The sequence below is a fragment of the Streptomyces netropsis genome (assembly GCF_014203545.1).
Classification (GTDB): Bacteria; Actinomycetota; Actinomycetes; order Streptomycetales; family Streptomycetaceae; genus Streptomyces; species Streptomyces netropsis.
Map to the genome: position 1 here is coordinate 675,640 of NZ_JACHJG010000003.1, position 17,524 is coordinate 693,163.

18 protein-coding genes are annotated in these 17,524 nt (G+C 71.7%); 12 read left to right on the top strand and 6 right to left on the bottom strand.

What is annotated here, in order from left to right; all coding sequences use genetic code 11:
- Positions 1-55: 55 nt before the first annotated feature.
- From deoC to FHS38_RS10895, 3 genes are read left to right on the top strand one after another with little or no spacing between them, the layout of a single operon-like run.
- Complete coding sequence (gene deoC / locus FHS38_RS10885; protein WP_184733412.1) at positions 56-1,048, top strand: deoxyribose-phosphate aldolase; 993 nt, start codon at positions 56-58, stop codon at positions 1,046-1,048.
- The gene (locus FHS38_RS10890) at positions 1,045-2,481 is read left to right on the top strand and encodes an aldehyde dehydrogenase family protein (RefSeq protein ID WP_184733413.1); all 1,437 of its coding nucleotides are present in this window, start codon (positions 1,045-1,047) and stop codon (positions 2,479-2,481) included. Before deoC ends, FHS38_RS10890 begins: the two co-directional genes overlap by 4 nt.
- Positions 2,474-3,358, top strand: coding sequence for an aldehyde dehydrogenase family protein (locus FHS38_RS10895; RefSeq protein ID WP_184733241.1), 885 nt, complete (start codon positions 2,474-2,476; stop codon positions 3,356-3,358). Before FHS38_RS10890 ends, FHS38_RS10895 begins: the two co-directional genes overlap by 8 nt.
- A 73-nt stretch (positions 3,359-3,431) precedes the next feature.
- Here the strand turns inward: FHS38_RS10895 and FHS38_RS10900 are convergent, their stop codons facing one another.
- The gene (locus FHS38_RS10900; RefSeq protein ID WP_229822256.1) at positions 3,432-3,764 is read right to left on the bottom strand and encodes a hypothetical protein; all 333 of its coding nucleotides are present in this window, start codon (positions 3,762-3,764) and stop codon (positions 3,432-3,434) included.
- 199 nt (positions 3,765-3,963) lie between these two features.
- On the opposite strand from FHS38_RS10900, the gene FHS38_RS10905 reads away from it, so the two are divergent.
- Positions 3,964-4,644, top strand: a complete 681-nt coding sequence (locus tag FHS38_RS10905; protein WP_184733245.1) for an ATP-binding protein — start codon at positions 3,964-3,966, stop codon at positions 4,642-4,644.
- A 384-nt stretch (positions 4,645-5,028) separates the two neighbouring features.
- On the opposite strand, the gene FHS38_RS10910 is transcribed toward FHS38_RS10905, so the two are convergent.
- Positions 5,029-5,781, bottom strand: coding sequence for a SigE family RNA polymerase sigma factor (locus FHS38_RS10910; RefSeq protein ID WP_184733247.1), 753 nt, complete (start codon positions 5,779-5,781; stop codon positions 5,029-5,031).
- 217 nt (positions 5,782-5,998) lie between these two features.
- Here FHS38_RS10910 and afsQ1 point away from each other — a divergent pair, with 217 nt between their 5' ends.
- From afsQ1 to FHS38_RS10935, 5 genes are all read left to right on the top strand, one after another.
- Entirely contained in the window at positions 5,999-6,676 is a 678-nt protein-coding gene (gene afsQ1, locus FHS38_RS10915; protein WP_184733249.1) for a two-component system response regulator AfsQ1, read from the top strand.
- A 100-nt stretch (positions 6,677-6,776) separates the two neighbouring features.
- Positions 6,777-8,303, top strand: coding sequence for an ATP-binding protein (locus FHS38_RS10920; RefSeq protein WP_221494873.1), 1,527 nt, complete (start codon positions 6,777-6,779; stop codon positions 8,301-8,303).
- Complete coding sequence (locus FHS38_RS10925) at positions 8,300-8,923, top strand: hypothetical protein (protein ID WP_229822249.1); 624 nt, start codon at positions 8,300-8,302, stop codon at positions 8,921-8,923. The genes FHS38_RS10920 and FHS38_RS10925 overlap by 4 nt, the downstream gene beginning before the upstream one ends.
- A gap of 87 nt (positions 8,924-9,010) precedes the next feature.
- Positions 9,011-9,565, top strand: a complete 555-nt coding sequence (locus FHS38_RS10930) for a VanZ family protein (protein ID WP_184733253.1) — start codon at positions 9,011-9,013, stop codon at positions 9,563-9,565.
- 109 nt (positions 9,566-9,674) lie between these two features.
- Positions 9,675-9,884 carry a PspC domain-containing protein gene (locus tag FHS38_RS10935; protein WP_184733255.1) on the top strand — a complete coding sequence of 70 codons (210 nt, stop codon included), beginning with the start codon at positions 9,675-9,677 and terminating at the stop codon, positions 9,882-9,884.
- Positions 9,885-9,967: 83 nt separating this feature from the next.
- Here the strand turns inward: FHS38_RS10935 and FHS38_RS10940 are convergent, their stop codons facing one another.
- A complete protein-coding gene (locus FHS38_RS10940; RefSeq protein ID WP_184733258.1) occupies positions 9,968-10,354 on the bottom strand; it encodes an ATP-binding protein in 387 nt (128 codons plus the stop codon).
- Positions 10,355-10,491: 137 nt separating this feature from the next.
- Positions 10,492-11,658 (bottom strand): adenosine deaminase, encoded by a 1,167-nt coding sequence (locus FHS38_RS10945; RefSeq protein WP_184733261.1) that lies wholly within the window; start codon positions 11,656-11,658, stop codon positions 10,492-10,494.
- Positions 11,659-11,762: 104 nt separating this feature from the next.
- On the opposite strand from FHS38_RS10945, the gene FHS38_RS10950 reads away from it, so the two are divergent.
- The gene (locus FHS38_RS10950) at positions 11,763-12,530 is read left to right on the top strand and encodes an alpha/beta hydrolase (RefSeq protein WP_184733264.1); all 768 of its coding nucleotides are present in this window, start codon (positions 11,763-11,765) and stop codon (positions 12,528-12,530) included.
- Between the two features lie 31 nt (positions 12,531-12,561).
- Here the strand turns inward: FHS38_RS10950 and FHS38_RS10955 are convergent, their stop codons facing one another.
- Entirely contained in the window at positions 12,562-13,587 is a 1,026-nt protein-coding gene (locus FHS38_RS10955; protein WP_184733267.1) for a LysR family transcriptional regulator, read from the bottom strand.
- A 62-nt stretch (positions 13,588-13,649) separates the two neighbouring features.
- Here FHS38_RS10955 and FHS38_RS10960 point away from each other — a divergent pair, with 62 nt between their 5' ends.
- Both FHS38_RS10960 and FHS38_RS10965 read left to right on the top strand, forming a co-directional pair.
- The gene (locus FHS38_RS10960; RefSeq protein ID WP_184733268.1) at positions 13,650-14,963 is read left to right on the top strand and encodes an MFS transporter; all 1,314 of its coding nucleotides are present in this window, start codon (positions 13,650-13,652) and stop codon (positions 14,961-14,963) included.
- A 201-nt stretch (positions 14,964-15,164) separates the two neighbouring features.
- Positions 15,165-16,031 carry an AraC family transcriptional regulator gene (locus tag FHS38_RS10965; protein ID WP_184733269.1) on the top strand — a complete coding sequence of 289 codons (867 nt, stop codon included), beginning with the start codon at positions 15,165-15,167 and terminating at the stop codon, positions 16,029-16,031.
- 136 nt (positions 16,032-16,167) lie between these two features.
- On the opposite strand, the gene FHS38_RS10970 is transcribed toward FHS38_RS10965, so the two are convergent.
- The gene (locus FHS38_RS10970; RefSeq protein ID WP_184733270.1) at positions 16,168-17,445 is read right to left on the bottom strand and encodes a thymidine phosphorylase; all 1,278 of its coding nucleotides are present in this window, start codon (positions 17,443-17,445) and stop codon (positions 16,168-16,170) included.
- Positions 17,446-17,524: the final 79 nt, after the last annotated feature.

Below are 17,524 nucleotides of genomic sequence, written 5' to 3' on the forward strand. Positions count from 1 at the left end.
CCCGACCCTGGGGGGTGACACGCGCTACGCGCGTAGATATGCTCATCCGGTGACCATGCCCACTGTTCCCTCAAACGGCAACGAAGCCGCCGAGCGACTGGCGTCGATGGCGGACGTGACCGCCTCCGACGGTGCGCTGCGCCGCTTCCTGCACGGCCTGCCGGGTGTCGACACGGTCGGGCTCGAGGCCCGCGCCGCCATGCTCGGCACCCGCTCGATCAAGACGACGGCGAAGGCGTACGCCATCGACCTGGCGATCTCCATGATCGACCTGACGACGCTCGAGGGCGCGGACACCCCGGGCAAGGTCCGGGCGCTGTGCGCCAAGGGCGTCAACCCCGATCCGACCGACCGCACCACGCCCAAGGTCGCGGCGATCTGTGTCTATCCCGACATGGCGGCCACCGCCGCCGAGGCCCTCAAGGGCTCCGGCGTCAACGTCGCCTCCGTCGCCACCGCCTTCCCGGCCGGCCGCGCCGCGCTGCCGGTCAAGCTGGCCGACACCCGGGACGCCGTCGCCGCGGGCGCGGACGAGATCGACATGGTGATCGACCGGGGCGCGTTCCTCTCGGGGCACTACCTCTCGGTGTTCGAGGAGATCAAGGCCGTCAAGGAAGCCTGCCGCCGGGAAGACGGCAGCGCCGCCCGGCTCAAGGTCATCTTCGAGACCGGCGAGCTGTCGACGTACGACAACATCCGCCGCGCCTCCTGGCTCGGCATGCTGGCCGGCGCCGACTTCATCAAGACCTCGACCGGCAAGGTCGCGGTGAACGCCACCCCGGCGAACACCCTGCTGATGCTGGAGGCGGTCCGCGACTTCCGCGCCACCACGGGCGTCCAGGTGGGCGTGAAGCCGGCCGGCGGCATCCGCACCACGAAGGACGCGCTGAAGTTCCTGGTCCTCGTCAACGAGACCGTCGGTGAGGAGTGGCTGACCAACACCTGGTTCCGCTTCGGCGCCTCCAGCCTCCTCAACGACCTGCTGATGCAGCGCCAGAAGCTGAGCACCGGGCGCTACTCCGGTCCCGACTACGTGACGGTGGACTGATCATGGCCTTTGAATACGCACCCGCGCCGGAGTCGCGCGCGGTCGTCGACATCGCCCCGTCCTACGGGCTGTTCATCGACGGCGAGTTCCGCGACGCCTCGGACGGCAAGGTCTTCAAGACCCTCTCCCCCTCCTCCGAGGAGGTCCTCTCCGAGGTCGCGCAGGGCTCGGCCGAGGACGTGGACGCGGCGGTCAAGGCCGCCCGCAAGGCGTTCGAGAAGTGGTCGGCGCTGCCGGGCGCCGAGCGCGCCAAGTACCTGTTCCGGATCGCCCGGATCATCCAGGAGCGCTCGCGCGAGCTGGCCGTCCTGGAGACCCTGGACAACGGCAAGCCGATCCGCGAGACGCGCGACGCCGACCTGCCGCTGGTCGCCGCCCACTTCTTCTACTACGCCGGTTGGGCCGACAAGCTCGACCACGCCGGCTACGGCCCGAACCCGAAGGCGCTGGGCGTCGCGGGCCAGGTCATCCCGTGGAACTTCCCGCTGCTGATGCTGGCGTGGAAGATCGCCCCGGCGCTCGCCACGGGCAACACGGTCGTCCTCAAGCCGGCCGAGACCACCCCGCTGTCGGCGCTGTTCTTCGCGGACATCTGCCGCCAGGCCGGTCTCCCCAAGGGCGTCGTCAACATCGTCACCGGTGACGGCACCACGGGCGCCGCACTGGTCGAGCACCCGGGCGTCGACAAGGTCGCCTTCACCGGCTCCACCGCCGTCGGCAAGGCCATCGCGCGCAGCGTCGCCGGTACGGACAAGAAGCTGACCCTGGAGCTGGGCGGCAAGGGCGCGAACATCGTCTTCGACGACGCGCCCATCGACCAGGCCGTCGAGGGCATCGTCAACGGCATCTTCTTCAACCAGGGCCAGGTCTGCTGCGCGGGCTCCCGGCTGCTGGTCCAGGAGTCGATCCAGGACGAGCTGCTGGACGCGCTCAAGCGCCGGCTGTCCACGCTGCGCCTCGGCGACCCGCTGGACAAGAACACCGACATCGGCGCGATCAACTCCGCCGAGCAGCTGGCCCGGATCAAGGCCCTCGCCGACAGCGGCGAGGCCGAGGGTGCCGAGCGCTGGGCCCCGGCCTGCGAGCTGCCCTCCGCGGGTTACTGGTTCGCCCCGACGCTCTTCACGAACGTCACGCAGGCGCACCGCATCGCCCGCGAGGAGATCTTCGGCCCGGTGCTGTCGGTGCTGACCTTCCGCACCCCGGCCGAGGCCGTCGCGAAGGCCAACAACTCGCAGTACGGGCTGTCGGCGGGCATCTGGACCGAGAAGGGTTCGCGGATCCTGTCGGTGGCGAACAGCCTGCGCGCGGGCGTCGTCTGGGCCAATACGTTCAACAAGTTCGACCCGACCTCGCCCTTCGGCGGCTACAAGGAGTCGGGCTTCGGCCGCGAGGGTGGCCGTCACGGTCTGGAGGCCTACCTCGATGTCTGAGCGACTCAGTGTCTTCAAGACCTACAAGCTGTTCGTCGGGGGCAAGTTCCCCCGGTCCGAGAGCGGGCGGGTGTACGAGGTGACCGACTCCAAGGGCAAGTGGCTCGCCAACGCCCCGCTGTCGTCCCGCAAGGACGCGCGTGACGCGGTCGTCGCGGCACGCAAGGCGACGGGCGGCTGGGCCGGCGCGACCGCGTACAACCGCGGCCAGATCCTCTACCGCGTCGCCGAGATGCTGGAGGGCCGCCGCGACCAGTTCGTCGCGGAGGTCGCCGACGCCGAGGGGCTCTCGAAGTCCAAGGCGGCGGCCCAGGTCGACGCGGCGATCGACCGCTGGGTCTGGTACGCGGGCTGGACCGACAAGATCGCGCAGGTCGTCGGCGGCGCGAACCCGGTCGCGGGGCCGTTCTTCAACCTCTCGACGCCGGAGCCGACCGGTGTGGTGGCCGTCGTGGCCCCGCAGGAGTCCTCCTTCCTCGGCCTGGTGTCCGTGATCGCCCCGGTGATCGCGGTCGGCAACACGGTCGTGGTCATCGCCTCCGAGAAGGCCCCGCTCCCGGCGCTGTCGCTGGGTGAGGTGCTCGCCACCTCCGACGTGCCCGGCGGTGTGGTCAACATCCTGTCCGGCAAGGCCGCGGAGATCTCTCCGTCCCTCGCCGCGCACCAGGACGTCAACGCGATCGACCTGGCCGGTGCCGACGCGGAGCTGTCGAAGGCGCTCCAGATCGCCGCGGCCGACAACCTCAAGCGCGTCCTCCGTCCACAGGCTGTGGACTGGTCCGCCGACCCCGGCACGGACCGGATGACGGCGTTCCTGGAGACCAAGACGGTCTGGCACCCGACCGGTTCGCTCGGCGCGGGCGGCTCGGCCTACTAGCCGACGGCACCAGGGCATACGACGGCGGCGGCTCCCCGGACCGGGAGCCGCCGCCGTCGCGCATGCGCGGCCGTCAGCCGGGCAGCAGCCCCGCCCCGTAGCTCAGCAGCGGCAGCTGCCCCAGGGCGCCGCCCTGGGAGAGCGGCGCGGTGACCATCGCGGTGCTCACGGGCTGGAAGTCGGCGACCTGGGTGCCGACCGCGTTGTCCGTCGGGTCGACGCCCGTGCCGGCCATCGGGTTGAGCCGCAGCACCTTCGCCGGGCCGAACAGGGCCGCGGAGGAGTGGTGCAGCGACTGGCCGGCCGCCTTCCCGGCCGCCTCCACGGACAGCTCGCCGAACGAGACGCCGACCGGCTGGGTACCGCCCGTGGGGGGCGCGGCGTTCGCGCTCGCCGCACCGCCCACGACGATCGCAGCTCCGGCCGATACGGACACCCCTACGCGCACGAGCGCGCGCGGGAGCCCCGGACGGGGAGACGTGGAGCGTGCGTGTCGTGCGTGCGAGGCCATGGCCACCTGCCGGGTCGTGGGATGCCGGAGAACGACAACGCAACGTAGTGGAACAGTGACGTTTCGCGCACGTTTCGACCCGGGGGGATCCCCCATGCGGCCCAATGCCTCACACTGGTGTCCCGTGACTCCCCACCTGACTCCCGCGCGCGTCATCCTGCTGACCGGACCCTCCGGCTCCGGAAAGTCGTCCCTCGCCGCCCGCACCGGGCTGCCCGTGCTCAACCTCGACGACTTCTACAAGGAAGGCGACGACCCGACCCTGCCGCTGCTCGGCGACGGGTCCGGCGCCGACTGGGACTCACCCCTGTCGTGGAACGCGGACGCGGCCGTCGCCGCGATCGACGCCCTGTGCCGCACCGCCCGTACGCCGGTGCCGCTGTACGACATCGCCACCAGCTCGCGGACCGGGCAGAGCACGCTGGACATCGGGCGCACCTCGCTGTTCATCGCCGAGGGCGTCTTCGCCGCGGACATCATCGAGCGCTGCCGGGAACTGGGCGTCCTCGCCGACGCGCTGTGTCTGCGGGGCCGCCCCTCGACGACCTTCCGCCGCCGACTGGTGCGCGATCTGCGGGAGGCCCGTAAGCCCATCCCGTACCTGCTGCGCCGCGGCTTGCGGCTGATGCGCGCCGAGCGCGGCATCGTGGCCCGGCAGACGGCGCTCGGCGCGCACGCCTGCGACAAGGACGCGGCCATGGGCCGGATAGCCGCCGCGGCCGCCGGGCGGCGGGAGACGTGCGCACCCGACCCGGACCCGGTACGGGTGGCCTGAGCGGCCTGCTACAGCGGACCTCGGTCTGCGCGGCCTCCGGCCTGAACGGCCCGCACTTGAACGGCCCTGCACTTGAACGGACCCGCCTGAGCGGCCCTCCTGCGCGGGCCGGAGCGGACCCCGCGGGACGGCGAAACGGCGAGAGCGGGCAGGACAGACCCCCCGGCTGTCCGCCCGCTCTCTCCCCCGTGGTTCCCCCGTTGGTCCCCGGCCCTGGCTGCGGGCCGTCGTTGCCGCCTACGGCGGCGAGTGCCCTGCGGGCGCGTCCTCAATCGCCGGACGGGCTGAAATCAGCTCGCTGGGGGCAGCTCCCAGCGGTAGCTGGGGGAGATTGAGGACACCGCCGCGCAGCGGTGGTGCGTCCCCATGAACCGCCGGCCAGGCCTAGGCCACCAGCTCGCCGAAGGACTCGACGGCGCCACGCTCGGAGCCGATGACCTCGTCCTCGCGCAGCCGGCGCAGCGAGCGCCAGATGCTGCTCTTGACCGTGCCGACGCTGATGTCGAGGATGTCCGCGATCTCCGGGTCGGTGCGGCCTTCGTAGTAGCGCAGCACCAGCATCGTGCGCTGGAGTTCGGGCAGCCGGGCCAGCGCCTGCCAGAGCACGGCGCGCAGTTCGGTGCCGCGCATCGCGTCCTGGTCGCCCACCGTCTCCGGCAGCTCCTCCGTCGGGTACTCGTTGAGCTTCCGCCGACGCCAGGCGCTGATGTGCAGATTGGTCATGGTGCGGCGCAGATAGCCGCCCACCGCCGCCTTGTCGGCGATCCGGTCCCAGGCCCGGTACGTGGAGAACAGCGCGCTCTGGAGCAGGTCCTCCGCCTCGTAACGGTCACCGGTCAGGTGATACGCGGTCGCGTACAGGGAGGCCCGGCGCTCCTGGACGTAGGCGGTGAACTCCGCCTCCGTCCGGGACTCGGCCTTGCGTTCCCCCGAACCCCCGGGCTTTTCCCCCGTGCCCCGGGCGGCCTCCCCGTACACGCTCGCGTCGATGGCCACCATGTACGGCGGCCTGACCCGTCCGGTGCCGCGGGCGCACCCCCGTCCGCCCACGGCACCGGACTTCTCCGAACCCCGCCCGGCGTCGTGCAGGCGCGTGCGAATGACTGCGCTGGTCGTGGTGCTGTGCAGTGTGTTCATCTCGCGCCCCCCGTCGGTGGAGCCAGCTCGGTCCGTTTGCGTCCCGAGCCCTGGTGCCGCTCGGTGAACCAAAGCCTGCCGGGCCAGTTTCATGGCGCTGTCCCCCGACTGTCACAGCCCTGCAACAGGGCACTGAGCACCCTGGACACCCTCCGGCCGCACTCCGGACAACGCCGTCTGTCGAACTGAGGGCCACTCTTAGGCCAGAATGACCACCGTGCCTTTCCTGTTGCTGATCGAGGACGACGACGCCATCCGCACGGCCCTCGAGTTCTCCCTGTCCCGCCAAGGTCACCGAGTGGCGACCGCGGCGACCGGCGAGGACGGCCTGAAGCTGCTGCGCGAGCAGCGGCCGGATCTGATCGTGCTGGACGTCATGCTGCCCGGGATCGACGGTTTCGAGGTCTGCCGCCGCATCCGGCGCACCGACCAGCTGCCGATCATTTTGCTGACCGCGCGCAACGACGACATCGACGTCGTGGTCGGGCTGGAGTCCGGGGCCGACGACTACGTGGTCAAGCCCGTGCAGGGCCGGGTGCTCGACGCCCGGATCCGTGCGGTGCTGCGCCGCGGCGAGCGGGAGTCCAACGACTCGGCGTCGTTCGGCTCGCTGGTCATCGACCGCTCCGCGATGACGGTCACGAAGAACGGCGAGGACCTCCAGCTCACACCGACCGAGCTGCGGCTGCTGCTGGAGCTCAGCCGCCGGCCGGGGCAGGCGCTGTCCCGGCAGCAGTTGCTGCGGCTGGTCTGGGAGCACGACTACCTCGGCGACTCCCGGCTGGTGGACGCCTGTGTGCAGCGACTGCGCGCCAAGGTCGAGGACGTTCCCTCCTCCCCGACCCTGATCCGTACGGTCCGCGGGGTCGGCTACCGCCTGGACACCCCGCAGTGATCACTTCGGCCCACCACAACAGCACAGAGAGCGCACCGTGAATCAAGAGCCCGGTCGGGTACGGGGCTGGGCGGCGGCGAAGCGGGTCGTGCAGCTCAGCATGCGGTGGGTGAGCCTCCGGCTGCGGCTGATGCTCGTCTTCGCGCTGGTCGCGCTGGCCGCGGCGGTGTCCGCGTCCGCCATCGCGTACTGGCTCAACCGCGACGCGGTCCTCACCCGCACGCAGAACGCCGCCCTGGACGACTTCCGCAAGTCCCTCCAGGACAACACGGGGACGCTGCCGCTGACCCCGACCTGCCCCGAGCTGCAGGAGGCCGCGGACCGGATGGCCGCCACCTCGCAGAAGTACGAGGTGCTGCTGATCGACAAGGTCACCGGCGGCGGCAGTTGCGCGGCCCCCTCGGACCGGGATCTGTTCACGCTCGAGGTCGTCCCCGATTCGCTGCGCAGGGCCGTGAACCGCGAGCGGCCGGTCACCGAGTCGAACCACTACCCGTACCACCTGTACTGGCAGCGGATCACACTCGACGGCAAGCCCTATCTCGTCGGCGGCGCCAAGGTGATCGGCGGCGGGCCCACCGGCTATCTGCTGAAGTCCCTGGACAACGAGCGGGCGGACCTCAACTCCCTCGCCTGGTCCCTGGGCATCGCCACCGGCCTCGCCCTGATCGGCTCGGCCCTGCTCGCCCAGGCCGCCGCCTCGACGGTGCTACGGCCCGTGCAGCGGCTCGGCGACGCCGCGCGGCGGCTCGGTGAGGGGAAGCTGGACACCCGGCTCCAGGTGTCGGGCACGGACGAGCTGGCAGATCTGTCGCGGACGTTCAACAGGACGGCGGAGTCGCTGCAGAAGCGCGTCGAGGACCTGAGCGCCCGGGAGGCCGCGAGCCGGCGCTTCGTCGCCGACATGTCGCACGAGCTGCGGACCCCGCTCACGGCGATCACCGCGGTGACCGAGGTGCTGGAGGACGAGGCGGAGAACCTCGACCCGATGATCGCGCCGGCGGTGCAGCTCGTGGTGAGCGAGACCAGGCGATTGAACGAGCTGGTGGAGAACCTGATGGAGGTCACCCGCTTCGACGCGGGCACGGCCCGGCTGGTCCTGGACGACGTGGACGTCGCGGACCAGGTCACCGCCTGCATCGACGCCCGTGCCTGGCTGGACGCGGTCGATCTGGACGCCGAGCGCGGCATCATGGCGCTGCTCGACCCGCGCCGCCTCGACGTGATCCTCGCCAACCTCATCGGCAACGCCCTCAAGCACGGCGGGTCGCCGGTGCGGGTGGCCGTGCGGACGGCGGACGACTCCCTCGTGATCGAGGTGCGCGACCACGGCCCCGGCATCCCCGAGGACGTCCTGCCGCACGTCTTCGACCGCTTCTACAAGGCGAGCGCGTCCCGCCCCCGCTCCGAGGGCAGCGGTCTGGGGCTGTCGATCGCCCTGGAGAACGCCCACATCCACGGTGGTGAGATCACCGCCGCCAACTCGCCGGACGGCGGCGCGGTCTTCACCCTCACCCTCCCCCGGGGCACGGCCACGGAGAGTGAGCCGGACGACGGGGACGGGAGCGGGGCGGACGGCGACGGGGACGGCACTTCGCCGGGTACGGCTGAGGGGAACGCGCGATGAGGACCGTCACCGCGAGGACCGCGGCCCGGGCCGCCACCCGGACACTCGGACCGGCACTCGCCCTGGCACTCGGGCTGGCTGCCCTGGCCGGGTGCGGGATCCGGGGCACGGCCGTGCCGGTGGACGCCGGCAGCGCGCCCTCGCGGGCGACGTGCGTCGTACGCTCCGGCGCGCAGAGCCTGCCGCCCTCGGGCAGCGTCGCGCTGTCCGTGCAGCTCGTGTGCGGTTCGCAGCTGCTGCCGGTGCCCAGGGTCATGGCACTGCCCGAAAGCACGCCGGAAGACGCCCTGGCGGTCGCCCAGGCGCTCCTGGAGGAGCTGCGGCGGGCCCCCTCGTCCCCCGAGGCCGACGCCGGGTTCTCCACGGACGTCCCGCTGCGGCTGTCCGTCAGCGGGCCGCGCAAGGACGATCCGGCCGGGACGCTGCGGCTGAGCCGCGCTCCGGAGGAGCTGCCGCCGCTCGCGGTGGCGCAGCTCGCGTGCACGTTCACGGGCACCGCCGCGGCCGGGGGCAAGGCCGCGGTCGTCCTCGGCGGGCCGGGCGACGAGGCGCCCAAGCGCTTCGCCTGCACCGACGAGGTCCGGACCCGGCCGGAGACCGTGCGGGGAACGGCCGTCTGAGGGGGCGCGGCGGCGCGGACCGGCGGTGTTGACGCTCCGTTGCCGACCGGCGGAACCGCGCGGGGCGCGCGCCGCGTCCTGTGGGGCGTGCAGGGTCATGGTTACGGCGGTACGACCGCCCTCCGATACCGCTACCGCGTCGCGGGCTGCGTCCTTCTGGCCGTCCACCTCCTCGTCGTCGGCTGGCTGGCCCTGCGCCCGCTGACCGCGCCGTGGGTGACCGCCGCGCAGGTCGAGCCGCTGGCCACCATCCGCGCCGACCTGGCGCTGGCGCCGTGGGACGCGGCCCGGGCGATCGGCGCGATGGTGCTGACGTTCGCACCGCTGGGCGTGCTGCTGCCGTGGGCGCGCGGCCGGCTGGCGGTGTCGTCGCTGGGGTCGCTGACCCGGACGGTGTTCACCAGCGCGATGATCGCGCTGATGCTCCAGGTGGTGCAGAGCGGCGTCGTGGGCCAGGTGCTGAACGCGGACGCGTTGTTCCTGAACGTCACGGGGGTGGCTATGGCGCATCTGGCGGTGGTCCCGGCCGTCCGGGCCCGGCTCCGTCGCGGGGGTGAGGTGCGGCCCCGCAAAGCCCTCCGCCGGGATGAGGTGACTCAGGGTATGACCCCGACGATCCCCAGGGTCGGTATCGCCCCTTAGAGCGACGCTTTGCCCGGGGCGCGGTCGTAGCGTGGAGTCATCAGGGAAACACCTCCCGCGGCAGCCGCTCACCATCGCGTCGCCGCACCGACGACGAGGAGTCGCCACCATGTCCGCTCCGCTGGTCCGCCCCCGGAACAACAGGATGATCGCCGGTGTCTGCGCGGGTCTGGCCCAGCGCTTCGGTGTCTCCCGCACGACGATGCGGGTGATCTTCCTGGTCTCGTGCCTGCTGCCCGGCCCCCAGTTCGTGCTCTATCTAGCGCTGTGGCTGCTGCTGCCGAGCGAGAAGGCCCACAGCACGGCCACCGCCTGGTGACCTCGGGGCATCCCCTTCGCGCACACGCGGCGGGCCGCGCACCCCTTACCGGGTGCGCGGCCCGCTCGTTACGCGTACGGGCGTCAGCCGCCGAGGCCACCGACCGGCAGACCCTTGGTGGGCAGGTTGTTGGTGAGGGCGCCGGGCTGCAGGCCGCCGAGCAGGCCGCCGTTGCCCTTGGTGTCGGTCGGCAGGAGGTGGGGGGCCAGCGACGTGTCGAGAGCCTTGGCCGCCTGGGTCACGACGCCCGAGGCGACGGCCCGGTTCGCGGCGGAGACGACGGGGCCGCCGGCCGGGGCCATGCTCGCCACCTGCTCGACGGGGAGGCCCTGCGCCGTGCCCTGGGCGGTGGTGCTGACCGACTCGAGAGTGCCGGGGTTGGCGGCCGCGGAGGCGGTGCCCGCCGCGGTGACGGCGAAGGCGGCACCGACGGCGGCGACGCCGAGCGTCTTGAAGGTTCCCTGCTTCATCAGAAATCTGTCCTCGTGACGGGGGGATTTTGAGCGGCACTGCAACCTAGTCACGAGTTCGGGGGCCCCGCAAACAATGACACGGCCGGGACGCGTAAGTCCCGGCCGTTTTCACTGTATTCGACGCTGATGGACCGTCAGCCCTCGGTGGAACCGGAATTGCTGGTCACAGCGGTCTCGGCGGCCGTCTGGCGGAACAGCCACTCGGACCGCAGCTCCGCGTAACCCGGCTTGATCACGTCATTGATCATGGCCAGACGTTCATCGAATGGGATGAACGCGGACTTCATCGCGTTGACGGTGAACCACTGCATGTCGTCGAGGGAATAGCCGAACGCCTTGACCAGGTGCTCGAATTCGACACTCATGCTCGTGCCGCTCATCAGACGATTATCCGTATTCACCGTCAGACGGAAATGCAACTTCCGCAGGAGGCCGATCGGATGGTCCTCGTACGAGCTCGCGGCGGCGGTCTGGAGGTTGGAGGTCGGGCACATCTCCAGCGGAATGCGCTTGTCCCGGACGTAGGAGGCCAGTCGGCCGAGCGTGACCGTGCCGTCCTCCGCGACCTGGATGTCGTCGATGATCCGCACGCCGTGGCCGAGCCGGTCGGCGCCGCACCACTGCAGGGCCTGCCAGATGGACGGCAGGCCGAAGGCCTCGCCCGCGTGGATCGTGAAGTGGTTGTTCTCGCGCTTGAGGTACTCGAACGCGTCCAGGTGGCGGGTGGGCGGGAAGCCCGCCTCCGCGCCCGCGATGTCGAAGCCGGCCACGCCGGTGTCGCGGTAGCGGTTGGCGAGTTCGGCGATCTCCAGCGCGCGGGCGGCGTGCCGCATGGCGGTGAGCAGCGCGCCGACGCGGATGCGGTGACCGTTGGCCCTGGCGCGGCGCTCGCCCTCGCGGAAGCCCTCGTTCACGGCCTCGACGACCTCTTCGAGGCTGAGCCCGCGCTCCAGGTGCTGCTCGGGGGCGTAGCGCACCTCGGCGTAGACGACGCCGTCCTCGGCCAGGTCCTCGGCACACTCGGCGGCCACCCGGACGAGGGCCTCGCGGGTCTGCATGACGGCACAGGTGTGGGCGAACGTCTCCAGATAGCGCTCCAGCGAACCGGAGTCGGCCGCCTCGCGGAACCAGACGCCCAGCTTGTCCGGGTCGGTCTCCGGGAGGCCGGTGTAGCCGATCTCGCGAGCGAGATCGACGACGGTGCCGGGGCGCAGGCCGCCGTCCAGGTGGTCGTGGAGCAGCACCTTGGGCGCGCGACGGATCTGATCGGGGGTGGGTTGTGAGGTGGTCTCGCTCGTCATCTCGGCACTCTAGCCCCTACGCGCGTAGATATCGGCGAACGATACGGAAAGGTGACCCGTCGGCGGGGTGGACTCCGCCCGGCCTTCTGCCATCGTTGTCTGCCATGGCTCAGCAAGCGTTGCCGCAGCGGGACCCGGAGAGAACGGTCCGCCTCGGAAAGCCGCTCGGTGCCGGGCACACCGTGCACGGTGTGGCCCTATTGCTCCCCGGCGGCCGGCCCGCCGGGACCCGGCGCCCCTCCCCCCTGACGCTCGCCGCGCAGCGCCCGCTGGCTCGCCGGCTGGCCCGGGCGGGTGAGACGGAGGGACTGGTCACCCACGTGGTCCGCTATCGCCATCGCGGCTGGAACGGCGCCGCGGCGCACCCGGTTCGGGACGCGGAGTGGGCCGTGGACGAGGTCGTGCGGCGCTACGGCGACGTGCCGGTCGTCCTGATCGGTACGGGCATGGGGGCGCGCGCCGCGCTGAGCGCCGCCGGACACCCGGCGGTGGCCTCGGTGCTGGCGCTCTCCCCCTGGCTGCCGGAGCCCGAGGCGGTCATCGACCCCGACCCCGTCCGGCAGCTCACGGGCCGCACGGTGCTGCTCGTGCACGGCACCGACGACGAGCGCACCGACCCCGACCTCTCCTACCGGCTCGCCGAGCGGGCCAAGAAGGTCAACCGCGACACCTGCCGGTTCGAGGTCCACTCCGACGGCCACGCCCTCCGGCAGCACCGTCCCGAAGTGCTGGCCCTGGCGGCGGACTTCGTACGGGGCTCGCTGTTCGGCCACCACTACGCCCGGCCGCTGGCCGACGCGCTGGCGGCGCCGCCGCCGCTGGGGCTGCGGATGCCGCTGGCCTCCGGCTTCGGCGCGTCGCTACGGCACTAGCCCGAGGACCGGGGTCGGGGCGAAGTCCCGGTCACGCCGGCGGCCCCTCGCCGTGCAGCAGTTGTCCACGGCGCGACAGCAGGAACCGTTTGAAGGCCGCGACGGGCGGCGTGTCGGGGTGCCCGTCGAGCCAGGCCACGCCGATCTCGCGGAAGGCGCGCGGGGCGGTGACGGTCAGCTCCACGACCCCGGGGCGGGGGACGGCCGGGGGCGGCAGCAGCGCGACGCCGAGGCCGGCGGCCACCAGGCCGCGGAGCGTCTCGGCCTCCTCGCCCTCGAAGGCGATCTTCGGGGTGAACCCCGCCTCGGCGCAGACCGCGTCGGTGATGCGGCGCAGCCCGTAGCCGGGTTCGAGGGTGACGAAGAGTTCGGCGGCGGCCTCGGCGAGCCGGACGCGCTTGCGGACGGCCAGGGGGTGGTCCTCGGGGACGACGAGCCGCAGCTTCTGCTCGTCGAGGCGGCGGGCAACGAGGTCGGGGGCGTCGGGCACGGGCGAGGTCAGGCACAGGTCGAGGTCGCCGGTGCGCAGTCGTTCCAACATGGCCTCGCCGTAGTTCTGGACGAGCTGGAACCGCACGCGCGGGTGGTCGACGCGGAAGGCGCGGATCAGACCGGGGACGGTCTCGGGGCCGAGGGTGTGCAGAAAGCCGAAGGCGACCTTGCCGGCCGCGGGGTCGGCGTCGGCCCGCACGGACTCGGCGGCGCGGTCGACCTCCGACAGGGCGCGCTCGACGGAGACGAGGAAGGCGCGGCCGGCGGCGGTGAGGGAGACCGTGCGGCCGTGGCGGGCGAACAGGGCGACGCCCAGGTCGTGTTCGAGGCGGGCCATCGAGCGGCTCAGGGTGGACTGCGGCATGGCGAGCTGCTGCGCGGCCCGGGTGACGTGCTCGTGGCGGGCGACGGCCACGAACTGCGCGAGGCGCGGGGTGAGGGTGACCGCCCAGGAATCCACCTCGATGTCAGGTGTGTCGGGTGTTACCGGGATGTCAAAATTCCCGGTGACTCTCTTGTTGCCAATTGGTGACAGAGCCTTGGCTGACCTGCGCTGATGCTGCATGGGAACGATTATCGCGATTTTGTGCATTGGACGCATGAGCGGTGCGTGCATACGGTCGGTACATGCCTCCTGCGGATACCGGGGCATCCGACGTCATCACGCGCCCGGATGCCTCTGCCTCGTCGTCCCCGACTCCTGCTGCTCCCTCCTCGCCCTGCGACACCAAGCTGGCCCCCGGCGGGCCCGGCTACCGCCGGATGAGCTTCGCGCTCTTCGCCGCCGGTGTCGCCACCTTCGCGCTCCTCTACTCCACGCAGGCCCTCCTGCCCGCGATCTCCGCCGACCTCGGGGTGACGCCGGATCAGGCGAGCTGGACCGTGTCCGCCGCGACGGGCGCGCTCGCCGTCGCCGTCGTCCCGCTGAGCGCACTCTCCGAGCGCTTCGGGCGCCGCGCGATGATGACGGCCGCGCTCTGTGTGGCCACGCTCGTGTCGCTGCTCGTGCCGTTCGCCCCGGACCTCGGGTGGCTGATCGCGCTGCGCGCCGTGCAGGGCGTGGCGCTGGCCGGACTGCCCGCCTCGGCGATGGCGTTCCTGGCGGAGGAGGTGCGGCCGAAGGCACTGGTCGGCGCGATCGGGCTGTTCGTCGCGGGCAACGCCATCGGCGGGATGTCCGGACGGATCGTCACCGGCTGGGTCGCCCAGGCCTGGGGCTGGCGGGCCGGGCTCGCCGCGGTGGGGCTGATGGCCATGGTGTGCGCGGTCGTCTTCCGGCTGCTGATCCCGAAGGCCCGGCACTTCACGTCGGCCACCGTCTCGCCGCGCGCCCTGGCCCGTACGGTCGGCGGTCACCTGTCCGACCCGCTGCTGCGCCGGCTGTACGCGATCGGCGCGTTGTTCATGACCGTCTTCGGCGCGGTCTACACGGTCATCGGCTACCGCCTGGTCGAGGCGCCGTTCTCGCTTCCGCAGGGTGTCGTCGGCTCGATCTTCCTGGTCTACCTGGTCGGAACCGTCTCCTCGGCGGCGGCCGGAAAGCTCGTCGGCCGGCTGGGCCGACGGGGCGCGCTGTATCTGGCGGTGGGCACGACGACGGCCGGACTGCTGCTGTCCCTGACCGAGTCGCTGGGGGCCGTACTGCTCGGCCTGGTCCTCATCACGGCGGGTTTCTTCGCGGGCCACGCGGTGGCCTCGTCCTCGGTGAGCCGTGCGGCCAAGACGGGCCGGGCGCAGGCGTCGGCGCTCTATCAGACGGCGTACTACCTGGGCAGCTCGCTGGGCGGCACGGTGGGCGCCCTCGCCTACAACTGGGGCGGCTGGGACGGCACGGTGGTGCTGGGTCTGGTGGCCATGGTGAGCGCGGCGTCCATCACCCTGTACGCCACCCGGAAGGCGCTCGTGGAGCGCCGGACCCTGATCGTCGCCGCCCGCCGCTGAGGCCGACGTCCGTTTCCGCTCTCTTTCCCCTAGGAGCCCGAAGGGGCCGTCCCACCACCTGTCCTGGTGGGGGCGGCCCCTTCGTCGGCTGCGGGGGTGCCCTCGATCCGCCTGTCCCACCCGATAGGACCGGGCACAGGATGTCGGGTCCGGCAGGGTTCGATCTTCCTAACGTGATGGACGTAAGGGAAGGAGACCGAGGTGCTGGAGCGGCTGAACGAGGCCCTGGAACACATCGAGTCGCACCTCGATCAGCGGATCGAGGTGACCGAGCTGGCGCGGATCGCGGTGACGTCGGAGTACCACTTCCGCCGGCTGTTCTCCGCGCTGGCGGGGATCTCGCTGTCGGAGTACATCCGGCGCAGACGGCTCACCGTCGCGGGGGCCGAGGTGCTCGCCGGAGAGCGGACGCTGCTGGAGATCGCGGTGCGCTACGGCTACGGGTCGGGAGAGGCGTTCGCGCGTGCGTTCCGGGGTGTGCACGGTGTGGGTCCGGGCGAGGCCCGGCGGACCGGTGCCGCTCTGCGCTCCCAGCCACGGATGTCCTTCCGCCTCATCGTCGAAGGGAGCAGCAGCATGCGATACCGGGTCGTGGAGAAGGAGCAGTTCCGTGTGATCGGCAGGAAGGCCCGTGTCCCGCTCGTCCACGAGGGGATGAACCCGGCGATCGCCGATTTCGTCCGAAGCATCGACCAGGAGACGATACGGCGGATCACCGGCCTGTCCGATCAGGATCCGGAGGGGATCGTCGCGGTGAGCGACGACCTCGACCCGAGTCGGGCCGAGGGAACCGAATTCGACTACTACCACGGGGTGGTGACCGGGGCCGGCGTGCCGGACGACCTGGACGCGCTCACCGTCCCCGCGGGGACCTGGGCCGTCTTCGAGAACTCCGGGCCGTTCCCCCAGGCGCTTCAGTACCTGTGGCGCGATGTGTTCACGCAGTGGTTCCCGTCCAATCCGTACCAGAGCAGGCCGGGCCCCGAGATCCTGCGCACCCGGCTGTCGCCGGACGCGGCACGGGCGGACTCGGAGCTGTGGATCCCCGTGGAGCGGACCGCGGTCTGAGCGGGTGACGCGGTGGTGTCCGGGGGCGGGGCACCACCGCGTCGAGCACCTTGGCCGTGGTGAAGCCCTGGGCCCTATGCCGAACGGGACCGGCGGATGTCCGCCGGTCCCGTTCGCACGTACGAGAAACCGCAGGTCAGCTGATGCGGTCCAGCACGATCGGGTTCGCGGTGAACTCCGTGCCGGCCGCGGCGTAGTCCGCGGCGCCTTCCAGTGCCTGGAGGGCGTAGTCGAACTTCTCCGGCGTGTCGGTGTGCAGGGTCATCAGCGGCTGGCCCGCCTTCACCGTGTCACCCGGCTTGGCGTGCAGCTCGATGCCCGCGCCGAACTGGACCGGGTCCTCCTTGCGCGCCCGGCCGGCGCCCAGGCGCCAGGCGGAGACGCCGACGGCGTAGGCGTCGAGCTTGGTGAGGACACCGGACTCGGCGGCGGTCACGACGTGCTGCTCGCGGGCGACCGGCAGGGCCGCGTCCGGGTCGCCGCCCTGCGCGATGATCATGCGGCGCCAGTGGTCCATCGCGGAGCCGTCCGCGAGGGCCTTGGCCGGGTCGGCGTCGGGCAGACCGGCCGCGTCGAGCATCTCGCGGGCCAGCGCGATGGTCAGCTCGACAACGTCGGCCGGGCCGCCGCCGGCGAGGACCTCGACGGACTCGCGGACCTCGAGGGCGTTGCCCGCGGTCAGACCGAGCGGCGTCGACATGTCGGTGAGCAGCGCGACGGTCTTCACACCGTGGTCCGTGCCCAGGCCGACCATGGTGGAGGCCAGCTCACGGGCGTCGGCGAGGTTCTTCATGAAGGCGCCGGAGCCGACCTTGACGTCCAGGACGAGCGAGCCCGTACCCTCGGCGATCTTCTTCGACATGATGGACGAGGCGATCAGCGGGATCGCCTCGACCGTGCCGGTCACGTCGCGCAGCGCGTAGAGCTTCTTGTCGGCGGGGGCGAGGCCGTCGCCCGCCGCGCAGATGACGGAGCCGACGTCGCGCAGGACGGCCATCATCTCGTCGTTGGAGAGCAGCGCGCGCCAGCCGGGGATGGACTCCAGCTTGTCGAGCGTGCCACCGGTGTGGCCGAGACCGCGGCCGGAGAGCTGCGGCACGGCCGCGCCGCAGGCGGCGACGAGCGGGGCCAGCGGCAGGGTGATCTTGTCGCCGACGCCACCGGTGGAGTGCTTGTCGGAGGTCGGGACGGGCAGCGAGGAGAAGTCCATGCGCTCGCCCGACTTGATCATCGCGGCGGTCCAGCGGGCGATCTCCGCGCGGTCCATGCCGTTGAGCAGGATCGCCATCGCGAGCGAGGACATCTGCTCGTCGGCGACCTCGCCGCGGGTGTACGCGTCGATGACCCAGTCGATCTGCGCGTCGGTCAGGCGGCCGCGGTCACGCTTGGTGCGGATTACGGAAATGGCGTCCATCAGCACATTTTCCTTAAGGTTCGTGCGTCCTCAGTCTTCCCGGGGCCGGAAAGTGACCCGGACGGGCTGAAGATCAGCC